The 16,436-nt window shown below is 66.2% G+C and carries 31 protein-coding genes; 15 read left to right on the top strand and 16 right to left on the bottom strand.

Translation table 11 applies throughout. The features are described 5' to 3' along the window. Window positions 1-103 precede the first annotated feature (103 nt). The 3 genes from KZ810_RS08185 to KZ810_RS08175 are packed head-to-tail and all read left to right on the top strand — an operon-like array spanning window position 104 to window position 3,572. Window positions 104-1,303 carry a hydrolase gene (locus tag KZ810_RS08185; RefSeq protein WP_219768552.1) on the top strand — a complete coding sequence of 400 codons (1,200 nt, stop codon included), beginning with the start codon at window positions 104-106 and terminating at the stop codon, window positions 1,301-1,303. Continuing rightward, window positions 1,300-2,316 carry an arginine N-succinyltransferase gene (gene astA / locus KZ810_RS08180; RefSeq protein ID WP_219768551.1) on the top strand — a complete coding sequence of 339 codons (1,017 nt, stop codon included), beginning with the start codon at window positions 1,300-1,302 and terminating at the stop codon, window positions 2,314-2,316. The genes KZ810_RS08185 and astA overlap by 4 nt, the downstream gene beginning before the upstream one ends. Before the next feature lie 5 nt (window positions 2,317-2,321). Continuing rightward, complete coding sequence (locus KZ810_RS08175; protein ID WP_219768550.1) at window positions 2,322-3,572, top strand: N-succinylarginine dihydrolase; 1,251 nt, start codon at window positions 2,322-2,324, stop codon at window positions 3,570-3,572. 71 nt (window positions 3,573-3,643) lie between these two features. On the opposite strand, the gene KZ810_RS08170 is transcribed toward KZ810_RS08175, so the two are convergent. The 15 genes from KZ810_RS08170 to KZ810_RS17360 form a co-directional block, all read right to left on the bottom strand. Further along, complete coding sequence (locus tag KZ810_RS08170; RefSeq protein ID WP_219768549.1) at window positions 3,644-4,660, bottom strand: site-specific integrase; 1,017 nt, start codon at window positions 4,658-4,660, stop codon at window positions 3,644-3,646. Further along, on the bottom strand, window positions 4,650-4,880 hold the full coding sequence (locus KZ810_RS08165; RefSeq protein WP_219768548.1) for a hypothetical protein: 231 nt from the start codon (window positions 4,878-4,880) through the stop codon (window positions 4,650-4,652). The genes KZ810_RS08170 and KZ810_RS08165 overlap by 11 nt, the downstream gene beginning before the upstream one ends. 46 nt (window positions 4,881-4,926) lie before the next feature. Beyond that, a complete protein-coding gene (locus KZ810_RS17235; RefSeq protein ID WP_258044650.1) occupies window positions 4,927-5,376 on the bottom strand; it encodes an XF1762 family protein in 450 nt (149 codons plus the stop codon). After that, on the bottom strand, window positions 5,376-5,633 hold the full coding sequence (locus tag KZ810_RS08155) for a hypothetical protein (RefSeq protein WP_219768547.1): 258 nt from the start codon (window positions 5,631-5,633) through the stop codon (window positions 5,376-5,378). Before KZ810_RS08155 ends, KZ810_RS17235 begins: the two co-directional genes overlap by 1 nt. Then, on the bottom strand, window positions 5,630-6,469 hold the full coding sequence (locus KZ810_RS08150) for a Lar family restriction alleviation protein (RefSeq protein WP_219768545.1): 840 nt from the start codon (window positions 6,467-6,469) through the stop codon (window positions 5,630-5,632). The genes KZ810_RS08155 and KZ810_RS08150 overlap by 4 nt, the downstream gene beginning before the upstream one ends. Beyond that, window positions 6,466-6,651: a hypothetical protein gene (locus tag KZ810_RS08145; protein ID WP_219768543.1), complete on the bottom strand. Its 186-nt coding sequence runs from the start codon at window positions 6,649-6,651 to the stop codon at window positions 6,466-6,468. The genes KZ810_RS08150 and KZ810_RS08145 overlap by 4 nt, the downstream gene beginning before the upstream one ends. Continuing rightward, window positions 6,648-7,418, bottom strand: a complete 771-nt coding sequence (locus KZ810_RS08140; protein WP_219768542.1) for a hypothetical protein — start codon at window positions 7,416-7,418, stop codon at window positions 6,648-6,650. Before KZ810_RS08140 ends, KZ810_RS08145 begins: the two co-directional genes overlap by 4 nt. Beyond that, on the bottom strand, window positions 7,411-7,647 hold the full coding sequence (locus KZ810_RS08135) for a hypothetical protein (RefSeq protein ID WP_219768541.1): 237 nt from the start codon (window positions 7,645-7,647) through the stop codon (window positions 7,411-7,413). Before KZ810_RS08135 ends, KZ810_RS08140 begins: the two co-directional genes overlap by 8 nt. 3 nt (window positions 7,648-7,650) lie before the next feature. Further along, window positions 7,651-8,082, bottom strand: a complete 432-nt coding sequence (locus tag KZ810_RS08130; protein WP_219768540.1) for a hypothetical protein — start codon at window positions 8,080-8,082, stop codon at window positions 7,651-7,653. Further along, complete coding sequence (locus KZ810_RS08125; RefSeq protein WP_219768539.1) at window positions 8,072-8,308, bottom strand: hypothetical protein; 237 nt, start codon at window positions 8,306-8,308, stop codon at window positions 8,072-8,074. The genes KZ810_RS08130 and KZ810_RS08125 overlap by 11 nt, the downstream gene beginning before the upstream one ends. After that, window positions 8,305-8,679 carry a VRR-NUC domain-containing protein gene (locus KZ810_RS08120; protein ID WP_219768538.1) on the bottom strand — a complete coding sequence of 125 codons (375 nt, stop codon included), beginning with the start codon at window positions 8,677-8,679 and terminating at the stop codon, window positions 8,305-8,307. Before KZ810_RS08120 ends, KZ810_RS08125 begins: the two co-directional genes overlap by 4 nt. After that, window positions 8,679-8,906: a hypothetical protein gene (locus KZ810_RS08115; RefSeq protein ID WP_219768537.1), complete on the bottom strand. Its 228-nt coding sequence runs from the start codon at window positions 8,904-8,906 to the stop codon at window positions 8,679-8,681. The genes KZ810_RS08120 and KZ810_RS08115 overlap by 1 nt, the downstream gene beginning before the upstream one ends. A 91-nt stretch (window positions 8,907-8,997) precedes the next feature. Next, a complete protein-coding gene (locus KZ810_RS08110) occupies window positions 8,998-9,396 on the bottom strand; it encodes an HIRAN domain-containing protein (RefSeq protein ID WP_219768536.1) in 399 nt (132 codons plus the stop codon). A 5-nt stretch (window positions 9,397-9,401) separates the two neighbouring features. Beyond that, window positions 9,402-9,776 carry a hypothetical protein gene (locus tag KZ810_RS08105; protein WP_219768535.1) on the bottom strand — a complete coding sequence of 125 codons (375 nt, stop codon included), beginning with the start codon at window positions 9,774-9,776 and terminating at the stop codon, window positions 9,402-9,404. After that, complete coding sequence (locus KZ810_RS17360) at window positions 9,776-10,483, bottom strand: LexA family transcriptional regulator (protein WP_219768534.1); 708 nt, start codon at window positions 10,481-10,483, stop codon at window positions 9,776-9,778. Before KZ810_RS17360 ends, KZ810_RS08105 begins: the two co-directional genes overlap by 1 nt. A gap of 94 nt (window positions 10,484-10,577) precedes the next feature. On the opposite strand from KZ810_RS17360, the gene KZ810_RS08095 reads away from it, so the two are divergent. From KZ810_RS08095 to KZ810_RS08040, 12 genes are all read left to right on the top strand, one after another. Beyond that, window positions 10,578-10,805 carry a hypothetical protein gene (locus KZ810_RS08095; protein WP_219768533.1) on the top strand — a complete coding sequence of 76 codons (228 nt, stop codon included), beginning with the start codon at window positions 10,578-10,580 and terminating at the stop codon, window positions 10,803-10,805. Between the two features lie 291 nt (window positions 10,806-11,096). Next, window positions 11,097-11,504 carry a hypothetical protein gene (locus KZ810_RS08090; RefSeq protein WP_219768532.1) on the top strand — a complete coding sequence of 136 codons (408 nt, stop codon included), beginning with the start codon at window positions 11,097-11,099 and terminating at the stop codon, window positions 11,502-11,504. Window positions 11,505-11,565: 61 nt separating this feature from the next. Then, window positions 11,566-11,712: a hypothetical protein gene (locus KZ810_RS08085; RefSeq protein WP_219768531.1), complete on the top strand. Its 147-nt coding sequence runs from the start codon at window positions 11,566-11,568 to the stop codon at window positions 11,710-11,712. Then, window positions 11,709-12,338: a hypothetical protein gene (locus KZ810_RS08080; RefSeq protein ID WP_219768529.1), complete on the top strand. Its 630-nt coding sequence runs from the start codon at window positions 11,709-11,711 to the stop codon at window positions 12,336-12,338. Before KZ810_RS08085 ends, KZ810_RS08080 begins: the two co-directional genes overlap by 4 nt. Beyond that, entirely contained in the window at window positions 12,338-12,526 is a 189-nt protein-coding gene (locus KZ810_RS08075) for a conjugal transfer protein TraR (protein WP_219768528.1), read from the top strand. The genes KZ810_RS08080 and KZ810_RS08075 overlap by 1 nt, the downstream gene beginning before the upstream one ends. Further along, window positions 12,526-12,786, top strand: coding sequence for a hypothetical protein (locus KZ810_RS08070; RefSeq protein WP_219768527.1), 261 nt, complete (start codon window positions 12,526-12,528; stop codon window positions 12,784-12,786). Before KZ810_RS08075 ends, KZ810_RS08070 begins: the two co-directional genes overlap by 1 nt. Before the next feature lie 29 nt (window positions 12,787-12,815). After that, complete coding sequence (locus KZ810_RS08065; RefSeq protein WP_373369146.1) at window positions 12,816-13,082, top strand: DUF2312 domain-containing protein; 267 nt, start codon at window positions 12,816-12,818, stop codon at window positions 13,080-13,082. Then, window positions 13,082-13,234 carry a hypothetical protein gene (locus KZ810_RS08060; protein ID WP_219768525.1) on the top strand — a complete coding sequence of 51 codons (153 nt, stop codon included), beginning with the start codon at window positions 13,082-13,084 and terminating at the stop codon, window positions 13,232-13,234. The genes KZ810_RS08065 and KZ810_RS08060 overlap by 1 nt, the downstream gene beginning before the upstream one ends. A gap of 2 nt (window positions 13,235-13,236) precedes the next feature. Continuing rightward, complete coding sequence (locus KZ810_RS08055) at window positions 13,237-13,443, top strand: hypothetical protein (protein ID WP_219768524.1); 207 nt, start codon at window positions 13,237-13,239, stop codon at window positions 13,441-13,443. A gap of 1 nt (window position 13,444) precedes the next feature. Then, complete coding sequence (locus KZ810_RS08050; protein WP_219768523.1) at window positions 13,445-14,119, top strand: helix-turn-helix domain-containing protein; 675 nt, start codon at window positions 13,445-13,447, stop codon at window positions 14,117-14,119. After that, window positions 14,112-14,762: a hypothetical protein gene (locus tag KZ810_RS08045; RefSeq protein WP_219768521.1), complete on the top strand. Its 651-nt coding sequence runs from the start codon at window positions 14,112-14,114 to the stop codon at window positions 14,760-14,762. Before KZ810_RS08050 ends, KZ810_RS08045 begins: the two co-directional genes overlap by 8 nt. A gap of 74 nt (window positions 14,763-14,836) precedes the next feature. Further along, window positions 14,837-15,373: a transcription termination/antitermination protein NusG gene (locus KZ810_RS08040; protein WP_219768520.1), complete on the top strand. Its 537-nt coding sequence runs from the start codon at window positions 14,837-14,839 to the stop codon at window positions 15,371-15,373. Window positions 15,374-15,458: 85 nt separating this feature from the next. Here KZ810_RS08040 and KZ810_RS08035 read toward each other — a convergent pair whose 3' ends face one another. Beyond that, window positions 15,459-16,421 (bottom strand): DUF2806 domain-containing protein, encoded by a 963-nt coding sequence (locus tag KZ810_RS08035; protein WP_219768519.1) that lies wholly within the window; start codon window positions 16,419-16,421, stop codon window positions 15,459-15,461. Window positions 16,422-16,436 lie beyond the last annotated feature (15 nt).

Raw genomic sequence — 16,436 nt, 5'->3', positions numbered from 1 at the left:
AGTCGCGCATAAGACACTTTCGCAACAAGAATAATTGCTGGAAAAACTCCGATCTGAGACGACGGTCGCATTTGTTACTTGATCGCGCTAGGCTGGCGGCGTGATGGAGAGACAGACGGATTGGGCGCTGACAGAGCGGATCGACGCGGCAGCGCTGCTCGCGCGGACGCAGGCGTGGAGCGCGATCAACAGCGGGACACGAAATCTAGCGGGGCTGGCGGCGATGGCGGCGCTGCTGGCAGACGACTTCGCCGCGCTGCCCGGAGAACTGTCACTGATCGAGGGAGACGAGGCGGACAGCGTCGGCGCGGACGGATCGCTGACGCGGCTGTTGCACGGGCGACACCTGCGGCTGACCGTCCGGCCCGAGGCACCCGTCCAGATGCTGTTCACTGGACATATGGACACCGTCTACCCCGCCGACCACGCGTTCCAGACGCTGACGTGGCGCGACGACACCACGCTCAACGGGCCGGGCGTCGCCGACATGAAGGGCGGCCTGTCGGTGATGCTCGAGGCGCTGCGGGTGGTCGAGGCTGCGGGGATGACGCAGCTCGGATACGACGTGCTGATTAACGCCGACGAGGAGACGGGTTCGTTCTCGTCCGCGCGACTGATCGCCGAGGCGGCGCGAGGGAAACAGGCGGCGCTGACGTACGAGCCCGCGCTGCCCGACGGCACGCTAGCGGGCGCGCGGGGCGGGACCGGTAATTTCTCGATCCTCGTTTCCGGGCGGTCGGCACATGCGGGGCGCAATCCCGAGGATGGCCGGAACGCGATCGTCGCGGCGAGCGAGATCGCATTGCGGCTGCACGACGCGCGCGGGCCGCGGCTCGCGGTCAACCCGGCGCGGATCGACGGTGGCGGGCCCAACAACGTCGTGCCCGATCGCGCGGTCCTGCGCGTCAATTTCCGACCGGGTGACGCGGGCGAGATCGAGCGCGCGCGAACGTTGGTCGACGCGGTGACCAGCCAGGCGGCGGCGCGCCACGATGTTGCGGTCGAGGTCCACGGCAGCTTCAATCGCCCGCCCAAGCCGATCGACGCGGGGGCAGCGCGGCTGTTCGCGCTGGTAAAGGGCGCGGGGGCCGCGCTCGATCTCAACATCGTCTGGCGCGACACCGGCGGCGTGTGCGACGGCAACAACATCGCCGCGGCGGGGGTGCCGGTGGTAGACACGATGGGCGTGCGCGGCGGCGCAATCCATTCGTCGGACGAATATCTGCTCGTCGACAGCCTCGCCGAGCGCGCCGCGCTGTCGGCGCTAACGATCAAGCGCATAGCCGAGGGAGCCCTTCTTTGACGTTCGTTGTCCGTGCCGCGACCGAGGCCGACCTGCCGCATCTGTACGAGATGGCCAAGCTGACCGGCGGCGGCTTCACCAACCTGCCGCCCGATCGCAAGGCATTGTCCGCGAAGCTCGCGCGCAGCCGCGAAGCATTCGCGCGTGAGGGTGGCCCCGTCACCGACGAACTGTTCGTCCTGATCCTCGAAAACACCGCGACGCGCGAGGTGCGCGGCACGTGCCAGATCTTCACGATGGTCGGGCAGCAGCACCCTTTCTACAGCTATCGCATCGGCACGCTGACGCAGCACAGCCGTGAGCTCGACCGGACGTTTCGCGCCGAGATGCTGACGCTGACGACCGATCTGGAAGGATGCAGCGAGGTGGGCGGGCTCTTCCTCCATCCGAACGAGCGCGCGGGCGGGCTCGGGCTGCTGCTCGCACGCGCGCGCTACCTGTTCATCGCGATGCACCGCGCGCGCTTCGCGCCGCGAATTCTGGCGGAGCTGCGCGGGCTGATCGACGAGGCGGGCGGATCGCCGTTCTGGGACGGTCTGGCCGGACGCTTCTTCGGTATGAACTTTCAAGCCGCAGACGAATTTAATGCGGTTAATGGACACCAGTTCATCGCTGACCTGATGCCCAAGCACCCGATCTATACCGCGATGCTGTCGGAGACCGCGCGCGCCGCGATCGGCAAGCCGCACCCCAGCGGACGCGCGGCGATGCGGATGCTTGAGAACGAGGGCTTCGCCTTCGAGAATTACGTCGACATCTTCGACGGCGGCCCGACGATGACCGCGCGGACCGACGCAGTGCGCAGCATCCGCGACGCGCGGCGCGCGACTGTGGTCGCGATCGACGCCGAGGCGGGCGAGCAGGCACTGATCGCGACGGGCGAGCTGGCCGGTTTCCGCTGCACCTACGGCGAGGTGCGCGAATGCGGCGACGGCGTCATCCTCGGCAGATCGGGCGCCGACACGCTCGGCATCGCGGAGGACGCGGCGATCACCCACGTCGGCAGGCTGTAACCGTGATGCGCGAGATCAATTTCGACGGCATCATCGGCCCGACGCACAATTACGCCGGATTGAGCCCCGGCAATCTCGCCGCGACCAGCAACGCCGGTGCCGTGGCGCACCCGCGCGCCGCGGCGTTGCAGGGCATAGCGAAGATGCGCGCCAATCTCGCGCTCGGGCTGGTGCAGGGCGTGCTGTTGCCGCATCGCCGCCCCGATCACCGCTGGCTCGCGGCGCTCCACACCGATTACGCGCGTGCCGAGCCGCATCTGCGCGCGCGCGCGCTGTCGGCATCGGCGATGTGGGCGGCGAATGCCGCGACGGTATCGCCTGCGCCCGATTGCGCCGACGGGCGCTGCCATCTGAGCGTCGCCAACCTCGTCACGATGCCGCATCGCAGCCACGAATGGCCCGATACGCTGGCGCAGCTCCGTCTCGCCTTCGCGCACGACGCCTTTCGCGTCCACGCCCCCGTTTCCGCCCCGTTCGGTGACGAGGGCGCCGCCAATCATATGCGCCTGTGCGCGTCGCACGACGCCGCGGGGGTCGAGGTGTTCGTCTACGGCGTGTCGGGCGGGCCCTTCCCCGCGCGCCAGCACGTGGAGGCGAGCCGCGCGATCGCGCGCGGGCATGGACTCAATCCCGCGCGGACGCTGTTCGTCGAGCAGTCGAGCGAGGCAATCGCGGCCGGGGCGTTCCACAACGACGTCGTCGCGGTCGCGAATGAGCGCACGCTATTTGCGCACGAACAGGCTTTCGCCGATCGTGCGGGGTTCTACGCGCAATTGCGCGCGGTGATGCCGGAGGTCGAGATCGTCGAGGTGCCCGCCGCGGCGGTCAGCCTGAGCGACGCGATCGGTTCCTACCTCTTCAACGCGCAACTGGTGAGCACACCCGCGGGTCAGCAAACGCTGATCGTCCCGCAGGAGGTGCGCGAGAATCCGCGGACGTGGGCGTGGTTGCAGGATCATCTGGCCGGGAATGGCCCGATCCGGCGCGTCGAAGTGGTCGACGTCCGCGAGTCGATGGCGAACGGCGGTGGCCCCGCGTGCCTGCGGCTGCGCGTGGCATGCGATCCCGCGCACGTCGATCAACGGTTCACCGTCGATGCGGCGAAGCTCGATCGCATCGACGATGTGGTCGCGTCGCACTGGCCCGAAGCGATCACGCCGGGCGAGATCGGCGATCCCGCCTTCGTCGCGCGGGTCGAGCAGGCACGCGTCCGGCTGTTCAGCGCGCTCGACCTTGTCGAGTTAATTGACACCTAACTAGAACATAAGGAAAACAGCCGTGTTCCGGCGATGGTTTTCACAAGTTTGCACGTTCGTGTTTCGTGCTCTCAGCCGCGCGGGTTATCTGCCGCGCCCTCCCAGCGCATCATCGCGGCGCTCGCGAGCAGCGCCTGATCGCGCCGCTTGGCGTAGTGTTCTACCATCTGGAGCGTCTGCCCCGAGATCGCCGCGGTCTCCGCTACCGAACACCCGGCCTCGAGCAGCGCGATCACGGCGTTCTTGCGCAAGCCGTGCGGCACGCAGGGCACGTTCTGCGAGGCGGTGAACGTCTTGAGCACCTTGCGCGCCATGTCGCCGCTGTAGGGCCGGCCAGCGGGGCTTCGCAGGATCGGACCCTCCCCGCCCTCACGGCCAAGCTCGTCGCGCAACGCGCGGTGGAGCGGGATGCTTAATACGCGCCCCGTCTTCTGCTGGCGCACGAGTAGACGATCGTCGCTGACGTCCGCCCAGGTCATCGCCAGCACGTCGCCGAGGCGCTGCGCGGTGTAGTAGAGCATGTGTGTCAGGCGGCGGACGGCAGGGTCGTCGCTTGCCAGCGCGGCGCGCAGAACATGCTCCGGCCACGGCTGGTGCTCGCCCCCGGGGAGCGTATCGACGCCTTCGCAGGGATTGGTCGGTACTAGGTCACGGTCCTTCGCCCAAGCGAAGAGCGCGCGCGCGGCCGAGAGGAAGGCGTTCGCGGCGCCGGGCGTCGCGGCCATGCCATCCATCAGCTTGCGAACGTCCGCGCGCGTTACCTCAGCGGCGGGCGCGGTCGGCAGCAGCTTCTCCAGCCGGCGCAGGTAGATCTCGTACAGCCGCTGACTGTTCGGGCTCAGCGTGCGCCACGCCGGGCTCGACTCGTATTGGTCGACCAGTTTAGGCACCTTCAGCATCTCGACAGGCGCGCGGCGGCTGCGATGCCCCTGCAACGCGGCGAGGGATCCGCCGAATTTCGGGTCGCGCAGGTCCGGCAGCCGTGCAAGTACCGGCTTGCCGTCAACCTTCTGGCCGGTGTCGAAATAGTAGTAGGTCCGCCCCTTCGACACCTTGCGGCGGACATGCTTCGGGAGGCTAAGCGGCAAGGCCCGGCTGCTCCCTGCGCCAGTCGGTCACATCGCCGGCGAGCCGGTCGAGGTCGCGATCGAGCGCGCCCCTGTCCCAATGATCTTCGCCCCCAAGCGTTACCGGCGGTGACAAGCGTCCGCTGGCGACCTCCTGGATGAATTTGCCGGGCGCGAGGCTGCAGTAATAGGCGGCGTCGGCGCGCTTCATCATGCGCGGTGGATACGCGCGCGAGGTCATCTCACCCCCTTATCGGTACTAGTGGAAAGACGGCGGATGGCGGAAATCATGCGGCGATCTCCCACCGTAGCTTCGGCTCGATCGGGTGCTTGTCCTGGCGGGCGCGGGACGGCACAGACCAGCTCTTACCGGGCGTCTCACCGATCAGCTTCCAACCGGCAGCGGCGAGGCTGGTGCCCGGCTCACGCTTCAGGATGTACGTGCCGATCCGCGAGTAGCCGAGCGCGAAGGCAGCGCGTGCGGCTGCACCGTACAGGAAGGAGCAGGCGTTGCGATGGCCGGTGGTGCACAGGCGCGTGACTTCCAGCGTGCGGCCATCATCCAACCTGCGCGCGACCGGACGGCCCACGATCACGACGCCGACTACATCATCGCCCGCCATCGCGGCGAGACTGAATTTGTGGCCGGTCGGGCGAGTGTGGTGCCGATGATGTTCGATCACGAAGGCCGCAGCGTCCGCGAAGGCGATCGGAGCGACACGAAGGCGCTCGCCCATCAGCGGTCCCCTTCATTTACCTGAGTGGGGGTGTCGGACAGCAGGTGCGCGCGGACAGCGAGACCCAGCGGGGTTACGTCAAACCGCCAGAACTCGTCCTCGTCGTCGGGCGGAAGCGCTTCCCAGATGCCTGCCCGTTCAAGTGCAGCCGCATCTTCGTGGCTGGCGAAGTCATCGTCGTACCGCCCGCTTGCTAACGCGCGTTGCTGTGCGGTCAGCCCCGCGGCAATCGCTGCCACGTCCTGCTCCCCGCTCATTCCGCCTTCTCCGTCTTTGCGGTGAGGGTAGCGACGAGCGCCTCTACCGTGTCGAAGTGCTCGACGTTCGGCAGGTGGTGGAACACCGTTTCGCGCGGGCCGATGATGGTCAGCCGCTTGTTGAGCGCAGCCGCGATGCCGAATTCAACGTGCCGCCCGCCGCGACCACCAGAGCGCTCCGGCTCCTGCAAGCTGATAAGCCAGTCGCAGTCACGCACGTTCTGTAGGTCAAGCTTGCCCCAATACTCACGGTATTCAGGCGCAGCGGTGTCACTCGGCCCGACAACCGGCACGCTTTCTTGATCGGCCTGTACCCACTCACTTGCGATGCTGTGCCCTGCCGCCTTCAACACCTGCGCAAGCGCATGGCACTCGTGGCGTCGGCTGAACCGGCTGGCGAGGTACACGCGCGCGGGTTGCCCCTCCACCGCTGTATTATCGAGTGTTGCGGGAGTGGAGAGGGCCGCGTGCGCCAGGCGCTCGAAGGTGCCGCGGCGCCCGCTTTCGTCCAGCGTGCCGGGTTCATCCTCGCTGGCCCACATTGCCTGCACCAGCCGTTCCACCATGTCTGTCCCGCTTACGGGAGATGAGAGACGGGTGTTCCAGGCGGCGATGGCGTCGGCCTCGCTGCCGTGGACCTGATAGGGCTCACTGCAATAAAGCGGGCAGTCCTTTCGCCCGTGGCACACGACGTGCCACCCAGCGTCAATCTCAAAGATACTGTGGCGGAGGTGCCCCGGCCCCGCGCAAAACGGACACGGCAGCAGCTTCTCGGGTTCGCTGGTCAGGGATGCGGCGGGCGAGTTCGTGCTTTCGGGTAGAGTTGCATCGGTCATGCGCCGCGCCTTTCGCTGCGGGTGGAGAGCGACGCGAGCTGCTGACGGACCTTGTTCAGGCCGAGCGTGCGCGCGGGAGATTTTGGTAGCTTGAGCAGCTGCTCGCGGCGGTCGATCAGGCGATCGCGCGAGAGGGTGCGCTCAGGGCCTCCGGTGTGGGGTCGAGGGGCACGGGCGGTCATGCTGCCTCGCTCTCAATTTGGGGGCGCACGTCGTCGATGGCCTGCACCATCGCGCGCGCGTGGTGCGCCAGCGTGTTGAGCGAGCCGTAGGTCGCCGCAACACCGGTGCGGTGAACCAGCGCGATAGCCCGGCCCAGCCCCTCGCCGTCGAAGTAGCGTTCGGGCTCAATGCCCGCGGCCTCGCGGATCGCTGCAAGTTGTCGGACAGCATCGGAGGTGGTGCGGGTATGCCGCTCGATCTCGTACTTCGAGCGGCGCTCGACCTCCTTCTCGATGGCGGCGCGCTCGTCTTTCATGGCGGTGGTCACGCCATCACGAATTGCCTGCTCGCGGGCGTCATGCGCGCGACGCAGCAGGGCGGCCAAGAACTCCGGCGACCACGCCTCGCGCTCCAGAACGGGTGCCTTTATCGCGCAGTTGAAGCCGTTGCCTTTGAGGATCAGGTGACCCCAGGTTGGCGGAAGCTCCCCGTCTTTCACGATGTCAGCCGGCGTGACGATCCACCAGTGGTCGCAGTAGCGCTGGAGGGCAACAGACTTCTCGGGCTGCTTCAGCTCGTGCAGCCAGTCCGATCGGCTTACCTTGATCTCGAACCCGTGCAGTCGAAGCCCGCGCGAGGGGTAGAGGCTCATCGCGATCGCGTCCGCGGACCGCGTGGCTCGCGCGCCCGTACTGTCGGCGACCTCGAAGAAGCACGCCCACTCCGGCGCCCGGTAACGGTTCAACAGCGCGGCGCGAACCTGCGCAGCGGTATAGCGCTCAGCCATGCCGCACCACCTTGCCGGCCGGCTCGGCGCGCGAGTCGCTGATCGTGTACGGACCGCGGCGATCGGCGGCGCCGTGCAGCGCCCGCCAGCGGTCCAGCTCGCGCGACGTCGGGACGCGCGGGCGACCGGCGAGCGCGTCGAGGATCTCGCCGAAGTGACGCTGGAGCTCGTTGATTATCACCGCGGCGGCGGCGATGCCGGCGCAAAGGATCACGATCCATTGCAGCATGGGTCAGTACCTCACGACGATTTGGCGGGAAGGTGCGATGCCCCAGCCGTCCTGGCGGACGTTGTAGGGCTTGCCGTCGGGCGCGATCACGCGGATGCGCTGGTCGGGCGTCAGGCTCAGGATGGGGCAGTCGAAGCCGAAAACGACGCGCTCGCCGTTGTAGCCCATGCTCCACTCCTGCGGGGTGGCCTGGCGGCGGACGAACATGAACTCGCGCGTGTCGAGCGGGATGCCGTGGTGCGCCATCGCGAGTTGCTGCTCGACGGTGAACCGCTCCCCGCCCACCAGCGCGCCGCTCACGACCTCGAAGCCGCGGATCGACCCGTAATACCAGGGGTCGCGCTTCGATGGCGTCCACTTCGCTTCGTTCGGCTGGCGCCCGATCGGCGGGCGGTTCGGGTTCAGCAACCCGCGCGAGCAGGGGTCAGCGAACACGGGCGAACGCCTTGCGATCTTCCGCATGCCAGTCCTTCCCGGCGACGGTCAGATGCCAGCTGTAGACCCGCGGTTTGGCGCGCGTCGTCCGCCATTCGACCAACCCGCGACGGCTGAGCGCGACGAGCGTGCGATCGAACTCGGGCGCATCGTGGCCCTTTGGCTCGGCAGCCGCGACGAATGACATCGCGCACCGCATGGCGGTGGTGAGCGGGGCCACGGTCATCGCCACCCCCACGCGCGCAACGCGGCGCCGGCTCCGTCGGGCGTGTTGACCAGCGCCCAGGGGAAGCCGAGCCGCTGCAGCTCGTCGCGCCACCAGATCTGATCGGGATCGATCTTCGCGACCCCTTCCCGCTTCACCTCGATAAAGCCGGTGTGCGGCGCCGTCTGATCGATCACGATCAGATCCGGGAAGCCCGGCCGCACGCCGTCGCGCTTAAGCGCGGTCGTCTGTTTCGCGCGGGCGATCGCGTCACCGGCGAGATGCGACCCGTTCGGCACGTGCGCCGCGTGGCAGCGCATGTGCGCGAGCATCTGGATGCTGGCGCGCTGGACGGCGCGCTCGGCCAGCTTCGGCTGTCGTACAGCACCCATCACGCGGCGGCCGCGCGCGTGCCGCCAACGAGGCTCAGTTTCGCGAGCGCGGCGGAGAGGCTACCGCCCTGCCCCTGCATCGACGCACCGACGGCGTGCGCGTGAACAGTCCACAATTCGCGACCGTCGACATTCTGCATGGTCAGCGACGCGCGCCCGGTGGCGCCGGTGAGGTGGCGAACGGCGGCTTCTACCGCCTCAAGCGTTGATCCTGTGATAGGTGCCACATTGGCCTCCCAGCGCCACTACGCGGATGTGCGGTGGCGTCGGTTCACATGTGCGCTATACTCACATTGTCGTCAAGGCTAATTGTGCGCTTTATTCACACTCGTCATCATCGTAGACCGGGTCGGGACAAAAACCGCTGTCGTCCTGTGGCTCGGGGGCGGCGCGCTGCGACGGTAGGTCAGGTACCTCGCCATCGAAAGCCACGCGTACCCAACCAGTGTTGCTAGTCAGCCCTTGCCAGACAACTGTCATCTCGCGACCTTCGCGGATCATGCCTCCGATCCACTGAGCCTTTTCGGCCGTCAGGTAGCCGATCTGAACGTCGCGACATGAGAACACCGCTACGGCCCATCGGTCCTGTTTGTTCTTCGGCTCGGGCCGTAGCTCGATCGGTTCACCGGGCGTGCAGAGATTGGCCTCAAACAGCCGGTCGGGTCCACGCTTATTCTGGTACGGAAGGCCAACGACCGCGAGAGAGAACGGGCGCACGCTTTTTAGGCTGGGCAGCGCTTGTACGCGTTGAACGGGTCGCGCAGAGCGTCCGGGTTCTCACTTTCGCTTATGTAGAGCCCACCCTTGTCCATCGACAATCGGATGACGCCTGTTGAGAACTTCAGGCCTTCAACCCAGCGCATCGAGGCGTGCACCGCCGGCACGTCGTCAATCTCATTGAGCCTCAGCAGATCAACGACACCGTGACGCTCGTAAAAGTCGATATGCCGAGGGCGAATCTCCACAACGTCACCTCCTGGCGCCTTGCAGTCGGATAGATCTATCGCCCACCGCCCGATGTACGATGCCGGGATCACTGCGACATCTGGGTCTACGTACCCGCCCTGAACAATGAGGAGGGCGAGCGCGAATAGCATCAGAGGTCCCTCGCGAAGCGGATCACCCTGCCCCAGATCACGACTTCGCTCGCCTCGACCTCGTAGGGCTCGATCATCTTGTTATCGGATATGACCAGAATGCGAGCTCCGCCCGCGACTGGCCGCAGGCGTTTGATGGCCGCGCCTCCATTGATTGATGCGGCATAGATGCGATCGGCGTGGAGCAGCTGGTTCTGTGTGGTGTCGATCCACACGAGATCGTTTGGCACCAGGGTTGGAAACATGCTGTCGCCGGCGCCGGCTGCTAGACGCAGCCGGTATGGCGGCGTGCGGGTGAACGATCGAACGTAGGCGGCGTCGAATACAAGAGGCTCGTGCTCCACGTAGTCATCGACGGTGGCGCCTGGCCCCATCGGGAGCGAGAGGTCTAGTCGGGTGATCTCAACGATCTCGCCCGCACCTATTGATCGAGCAACAGGCTGGTCGGCGGCCAAGCCGACTGCCGGGCTAACCGGCATTGCGGGGGCGGCTTCCTTCTCGTCGATTGTGACGCCCACACGCGCGAGGATCTCTGAGGTAGGCACCTTCAGAATCGCGGCAAACGCATCAACGTAAGATAGGTCGAAGCGCACATCGCCATTGATGACCTTCGTGACGGTGGTGCGATCACGCCCAATCGTCTCAGCGATTCGCTCATCGCTGACCTTCAGTTCCCGCTTGCGAGCCTTGAACCACGCCGTATCCACAGATGGCTTGTGGAGCGTTCCGCCAAAGCCGTCTTGGGCGTATTCTTCACACATTGCCCTTGACGAGTGTGCGTTTAACTCACATTGTGAGCGCATGAGCAACCCTCTCGATATCTACATGCGGCGCGAGCGGATCACCGATGCGGTCATGGCGGCGGCTATTGGGAAGGATCGCTCGCTCGTAACGAAGCTCCGTAAAGGCTCGGTTCGGCCGACGATTGAAGTTGCTGGCGCCCTCGAGCGCGAGTCCGGTGGCGCGGTTCCCATGCAGGCTTGGCTGGCGCGCGCGGAGAAGCCGGCAATTCGCAAGGCGGCCGCATGACCTGCCGCGGCTGCAACGAGCAGGTCTGCACCTGCCCCGACCCTATCTACGCCGGCCTTACCCAGCCCCCCGCGAGCGCTGTGCCCCCTTGCAGCGCTCATCCTCTCGCCGGCGGGGTGCCTCCCTGCCTCGCCGGTGACCTTGTCGACCAGTGCGCGCGCGATCGCGATGCGCACGGCGCGCGGGGCGAGGTGAAGGGTGCTGCTATCCATGAAGGAGTTGATACCCATGCCGCTTAGCAAAGGGTTGGGTGATGAGGTCCGCCTCACCCAAAGTTCATACCGCAACGCCGTGTCCGAGACGGTTCGCGACCTGCAGGACAAGGGCACCGACCGCGACATGGCGGACGCCTGGGGCGTGTCGGCCAGCACGGTCGAGAACGCGCGCAACCGGAAGCACGACCTTGCTGGGCTGTCGATGCTCAAACTGGGCGAGCGCTTCGGGCCCGAGGCGATGGACACGATCCTGTCGCTGATCGGCGCGCGCGCCGTGCGACGCGACGCGGTGACCGTCGATGTTGCGCGCATCCCCTGCGACGTCGCCAAGACTCTGCCCTTACTGATCGAGCTGCTCGCCGACGGGAAGTGCTGCGCCGCTGACGTTCGCACCTTGGAGGAGGCTGGTGCGATCGATTGCCTGATCCGAACGGCCGACATGCTCCGCGACGCCCGCGACCGCATGCGGCTGCAAGTCGCCTGACAACCTGAGGTTCTAACGCGCCGGCACTGATCCGGCTGGAGGTACGACAATGGACGCCACAATGGCGCGGAGGCCCGCTTCCGCGAATGAAGACCTGCGCCCGATGGCGCACCGGCAGTTCAAGCGGCGGGACGTGTACCCGGTGCCGCTGCACATCCCGTTCGCCGACGCATGGAACGCCGCAATCGTCGCGCAGGTGCTCGGGTGAGCCAGAACCGTTCAACCGCCGTCATGCAACGCCGGGTTCAGCCGCTGCGATCGCTCGACGACTTCCCCACACCGCCTTGGGCGACGCGAGCGCTTTGCGAGTGGCTTTTGGCCGAGGGCGAGCCGCTGGCATCGCTGACCTGCCGCGAGCCCGCAGCGAACCGCGGCTTTATGGTGCGCCCGCTGTCCGAGCACTTTGCCTCCGTCGATGCGAGCGACATCGGCGACTACGGCATGGGCTACCGGCAGGAAGATTACCTCTTCCCGTTTGAGCTGCCGGCGGTGGATTGGACGATCACCAACCCGCCATTCACGCTCGCCGACCGCTTCATCGAGCGGGCGCTCGCGACCTCGCGTGTAGGTTGCGCCGTCATCTTGCGCGCGGCCTTCCTTGAAGGGGTCGGCCGGTACGATGCGCTGTTCTCCAAATGCCCGCCTGCTGCGGTGCTTCAATTTGCCGAGCGCGTGCCGATGGTCGCCGGCAAGGTCGACCCCGCCGCCTCAAGCGCGACTGCATACGCCTGGCTCGTTTGGCGTCACGGGCAGTCAGACACGCGGCTGCATTGGATCGCGCCGTGCCGGAAGCGCCTGGAGCGCCCGAACGATTATCCGGCGGAGGCTGCATAATGGCCGACAACGTCGACATGGCGAACGATTTCGCCGAGCAGCACCTCGAGCGCAGCCTGCGCGCGGCGACGCAGCCGGTACTAGCGGGCGAGCCGGGCGAATGTCAGCAGTGCGGTGACGACAGCCCCCGCCTCGTGCACGGTCGCTGCGCCCCCTGCCGTGATGGTCGCAACCGGCGGGTGCGCTGATGGTCGCGCCCCTCCCCGCATCATCGATCGATTTCACCGGCATGTCGGTCGCCGACGCCGTCTCGATCATCGGCCGCCCGTACGGCGCGACCCGTGCATGGCTGATCCACAAGGGATACCGGTTGCCCGGTGACGTGTGCGTAGCGCCGACCAACCCGCGCGACATCCAGGATCAGATCGCCGCGCGCATCGCCGCGGCACCGCCCTCGACGCCCTGCTTCCGCTGCGGCGTCCGCGCCGGCTGCGAGCACCGCCCGTGACCCACACCCACTCACCCAAGGAGCATACGATGACCGAAGAACGCGGAGAAGGCATGGGCGGTGGTCACGTCGCGGCGGATGAGCTGCGGCTGCTGATCGAGCGCGCGGAGCGGCTGGAAGAAGAGAAGAAGGGGATCAACGACGACCTGAAGGACGTCTTCGCGGAAGGAAAGAGCCGCGGATATGATCCCAAGGCCATCCGCAAGATCATGCAGATCCGCAAGAAGAAGCGGGAGGAGTACCAGGAAGAGGAAGCGATCCTCGAAATTTACATGCAAGCGCTGGGCATGATCTGATGCGCACGCTCGCTGCCACTCTCATCATCGGCGCAGCGATCGCGGGTGCGCTGTCGCTCATGGTCACTGGTTTCCCGGCAGGCTTCGCTGCTGGCGTCGCCTACATGCTGGTCGCGTCGATCACCATCAACACGCGCGCGCGGAGGGCCTGACCATGTGGGGCCTGTTCTCCAAGCGCAGCCGTGAGCAGGCCCCACCCCAGCCGGTCAGCCTTGCCGACGAGATCGAGGCAGCGTGCGCGCGGCAGGCGGAAGCTCGCCGTGCTCGCGCGCCGCGGGACGAGGCCAAGCGGTTCGCCCACGCCCGTCCCAAGCTCGAGCAGCTCCGGCACGACATCGCTATGCAGCAGGTCGACTTCTGACGTGCTGACCGGCTTCGATCTTTGCCGAGCTGCCGTCGCGGTCGAGGGCATCAGCGCGCCCGAGCAGAGCGTGCTGATGGTGCTCGCCATCATGGCGGACAAGCAGGCGCAATGCTGGCCGAGCGTCGCCATGCTGGTCGCAAAGACGAAATTGTCGGAACGCGCGGTGCAGAACGCCGTGAAGGCGCTGGCATTGGCCGGCCACATGACGCGGACCGAGCGCCCGGGCCGTGGCGTCATCTACTCGCTGCACCCCCGCATTGTCTGCACCCCCGCACAAGATGCACCGGTGCAGGATGTGCGCCCCGCAGGAGATGCGCCGACCCCCGCACCTCCTGCACCCAATCAGCCAAGAACCACCAAACCCAAGAAAGAGCGCGAGCGTGGTTCGCGGGTGCCGATCAACTTCGCTCCCGAACCGGCAAGCGGCTCGATCACGGCAGCCGTCATGGCCGAGTGGCCACCCGGCACGCTGGCCGAGCAGGTCGAGCACTTCGTCGACCACCACACGACACACGGGACGCTGAGCCTCGACTGGCAAGCCTCCTGGAGAACCTGGGTCAAGAACTGGAAGCGCTTCAATGGCCAACGAGCTAACCACCACCAGCGCCGCGGTACCGGCAACCACCGATCGACCGAAATGGCTGACGCCTACCGAGACCTCGGCTTTGGCTGACCGCGGCACGATCCTGCCGTTCAGCGCGCGCGCCGCGGTCGCCGCATTCACGCCCGACCGGCTCACCGAGCTGTCACTGCGCTACGACGCCGCGCTGATGCCATGCGATCCGACGAAGCTCGCCGCACGCCTGCGCGCGCTGTGGGAATCGACCACGGCACCGGGGAACATGACCGCAAAGTCGTGGCTGCACGAGGGCAACCGACTGCTCCGCGACCTGCCGCTCGCGATTGCGTACCGTGCGATCGACCGGGCAGTGCTCGACAGCACGCGCGGGTTCACGCCGTCGGTCGCTGCGATCCGCGCGCATGCCGACCCGATGCTTTCTGAGATGCGCCGGCACGCGACGCGGCTGCATGCCGTGAAGCGCGCAGCGGAGACGCCAGAGCCGACCGAGACCGCCGACCACCCGCACGCCGGCGCGATCGCCGATCACGAGACGACGTCGGAAATCCTGCAACGCGTCTGGCCGGGTATGGGGCAACATGACACTGGACCGCGCGCGCCAAAGAGCGAGGCGGATCCCGATCGCCCCTGCCGCGCCCCGACGCGCGAAGATTACCTGCGCATGGGCGTGACGCCCGAGGTGCTCGACCGGATCGCAGCACCGCCACCAGCGGACGAGCAGCGCGACGCAGCGTGACCACAAACGACAAATCTACACGGCATCAGGTTGGAGTGAGGCGAATGGGGCGGGATAGCGAGGGCAATCGTTGGGTGATCCTGACGACGGGGAGCAGCCGCACGCTCCTGCTCACGGACAGCTTGGCCGAGTTCGGCGCGTGGACGCCGCGTCGCGTCGAGCGCCGCAAGGGTCGCGGTAAGAAGCGCGACGTGGTTGTCCAATTCGACGTGCCAATCACGCCCACGTTCGTGTTCGTGCCGGCCAAGTATCTGTCCGAGCTACTGCGCATTCGCGCGCTGCCAACCAGCCCGCATCCCGCCTTCCGCGTGCTTCAGTTCCGCGACCGCATCCCGGTTGTAACCGATGCCAGCCTGCGCCCGCTGCGCGCTGGTGAGGAGAAGTTCCGCGCGTCGCTGATCAAGACCATCCGACGCCGCGTCGAGCCGGGCACGTCGGTGCGCGTGAGCAAAGGCGGGTTCGCCGGCATGACGGGCATCGTCGAGAGCAGCACGGAGAAGGATGCCAAGGTCAACTTCGGTAGCGGCTTTGTTGTGAAGATTGCCTCTTACCTGATCGGAACAGACGTGGTACAGGCAGAGCCACAGTCCGGCATGGACCTCGCCGCATAGATGGCGATCGACGGGTTAGCGACGGTTCCGACCGCCTCCGTTGACACCGCACCGATTAACTCGGGGCGGAAGTCCGAAGGTATGGTCAACTTTGAAACGTCGGCTCTTCGTGAGTGACGATAATTTCTCCCGCGTTCGATTTGAGCTCTACAATTGAGGTGGATGTCAAACTCCCGGCGAGGGCGGCGGCAATCCTTCTCAGCAAGGGCCGTTCGTCTATCGCGGTGAGTAGATTTAGCACAGCGGCTCCTGATCGAGTTACCTGCAGGCCAGACAGCGTCAGCTTCCCGGCAGGCGGGCCTCTCACAAGCAAGCTTTTCCGTGCTCCAATATAGTAGGTTGTTCCGTCGTCGCGGATGGTCTTCGTTGCCGTAAGTCCAGCTCCTGGATCAGAGATTAATCCGACTCCACATGCGGTGAGCATGTCGGCCATCGCGGGTCGGTCTGTCTTGTCCGAGAAGGTGTATAGAAAGTCGTCCAAAACAAACGACTGCAGGTTTGCCATAGCTTGAATGTCAGCCTGCTCTAACTCGGCGATCGTTCTGATTACAGAGCGGGGAAATGTTCCTCTCTGCTTTATCTCGCCCGCAAGAACCCGGCCAAGCCGATCACGCAACTGTTCTGAAGAGGCAAGTTCAGCTTCACGAGAGAGGGTGTCGGCCCACTCCTGATCTAGCCCCGCCTCGCTATTTTCATCAGCCGGTTCGCTGGTTGTGTCGAGGTGGGAGAGGGAGGCTTTGAACACTCCCTCAATGTTTTCTTGCCCCCGAAGGGCCTCAGCAAGGTATCGTGAGCGGGCTCGCTCCATGACGAGTGGGTCACTGATGGCCTTCCTTCCGACAGCCTCGGCCACCATCTTACTGACGGTTGATTGAGCTTCAACCTCGTCGAGGCGGGCCCGGGCTTTGGCGTAGACCTCTACGCCTGCATCAGATCCTGCGATGATCTGGAAGGCTATGCGCCCTAGTTTCTGCCGCCATCTCTCGGGCCCAACCTGGTCGATAAGCGCAAGTGCGCCCCCCGACTCGCTTCTTGTCTCATCCGCCATGTCGCCCCCCCCGAT

This window comes from Sphingomonas citricola (assembly GCF_019429535.1).
Classification (GTDB): Bacteria; Pseudomonadota; Alphaproteobacteria; order Sphingomonadales; family Sphingomonadaceae; genus Sphingomonas; species Sphingomonas citricola.
Note: the sequence above shows the minus strand (reverse complement) of the source record. Positions and strands in the feature narration are given on the sequence as shown.

Excerpts from the sequence above, each read along its gene's own strand:
- KZ810_RS08095 (WP_219768533.1), top strand. The coding sequence starts at position 10,578 with ATGAGCAACCCTCTCGATATCTACATGCGGCGCGAGCGGATCACCGAT.
- KZ810_RS08070 (WP_219768527.1), top strand. The coding sequence starts at position 12,526 with ATGGTCGCGCCCCTCCCCGCATCATCGATCGATTTCACCGGCATGTCG.
- KZ810_RS08150 (WP_219768545.1), bottom strand. The coding sequence starts at position 6,469 with ATGACCGATGCAACTCTACCCGAAAGCACGAACTCGCCCGCCGCATCC.
- KZ810_RS08055 (WP_219768524.1), top strand. The coding sequence starts at position 13,237 with ATGTGGGGCCTGTTCTCCAAGCGCAGCCGTGAGCAGGCCCCACCCCAG.
- KZ810_RS08085 (WP_219768531.1), top strand. The coding sequence starts at position 11,566 with ATGGCGCGGAGGCCCGCTTCCGCGAATGAAGACCTGCGCCCGATGGCG.
- KZ810_RS08075 (WP_219768528.1), top strand. The coding sequence starts at position 12,338 with ATGGCCGACAACGTCGACATGGCGAACGATTTCGCCGAGCAGCACCTC.
- KZ810_RS08035 (WP_219768519.1), bottom strand. The coding sequence starts at position 16,421 with ATGGCGGATGAGACAAGAAGCGAGTCGGGGGGCGCACTTGCGCTTATC.
- KZ810_RS08060 (WP_219768525.1), top strand. The coding sequence starts at position 13,082 with ATGCGCACGCTCGCTGCCACTCTCATCATCGGCGCAGCGATCGCGGGT.
- KZ810_RS08105 (WP_219768535.1), bottom strand. The coding sequence starts at position 9,776 with ATGCTATTCGCGCTCGCCCTCCTCATTGTTCAGGGCGGGTACGTAGAC.
- KZ810_RS08145 (WP_219768543.1), bottom strand. The coding sequence starts at position 6,651 with ATGACCGCCCGTGCCCCTCGACCCCACACCGGAGGCCCTGAGCGCACC.
- KZ810_RS17235 (WP_258044650.1), bottom strand. The coding sequence starts at position 5,376 with ATGGGCGAGCGCCTTCGTGTCGCTCCGATCGCCTTCGCGGACGCTGCG.
- KZ810_RS08185 (WP_219768552.1), top strand. The coding sequence starts at position 104 with ATGGAGAGACAGACGGATTGGGCGCTGACAGAGCGGATCGACGCGGCA.
- KZ810_RS08165 (WP_219768548.1), bottom strand. The coding sequence starts at position 4,880 with ATGACCTCGCGCGCGTATCCACCGCGCATGATGAAGCGCGCCGACGCC.
- KZ810_RS08135 (WP_219768541.1), bottom strand. The coding sequence starts at position 7,647 with ATGCTGCAATGGATCGTGATCCTTTGCGCCGGCATCGCCGCCGCCGCG.
- KZ810_RS08140 (WP_219768542.1), bottom strand. The coding sequence starts at position 7,418 with ATGGCTGAGCGCTATACCGCTGCGCAGGTTCGCGCCGCGCTGTTGAAC.
- KZ810_RS08125 (WP_219768539.1), bottom strand. The coding sequence starts at position 8,308 with ATGACCGTGGCCCCGCTCACCACCGCCATGCGGTGCGCGATGTCATTC.
- KZ810_RS08065 (WP_373369146.1), top strand. The coding sequence starts at position 12,816 with ATGACCGAAGAACGCGGAGAAGGCATGGGCGGTGGTCACGTCGCGGCG.
- KZ810_RS08155 (WP_219768547.1), bottom strand. The coding sequence starts at position 5,633 with ATGAGCGGGGAGCAGGACGTGGCAGCGATTGCCGCGGGGCTGACCGCA.
- KZ810_RS08120 (WP_219768538.1), bottom strand. The coding sequence starts at position 8,679 with ATGGGTGCTGTACGACAGCCGAAGCTGGCCGAGCGCGCCGTCCAGCGC.
- KZ810_RS08175 (WP_219768550.1), top strand. The coding sequence starts at position 2,322 with ATGCGCGAGATCAATTTCGACGGCATCATCGGCCCGACGCACAATTAC.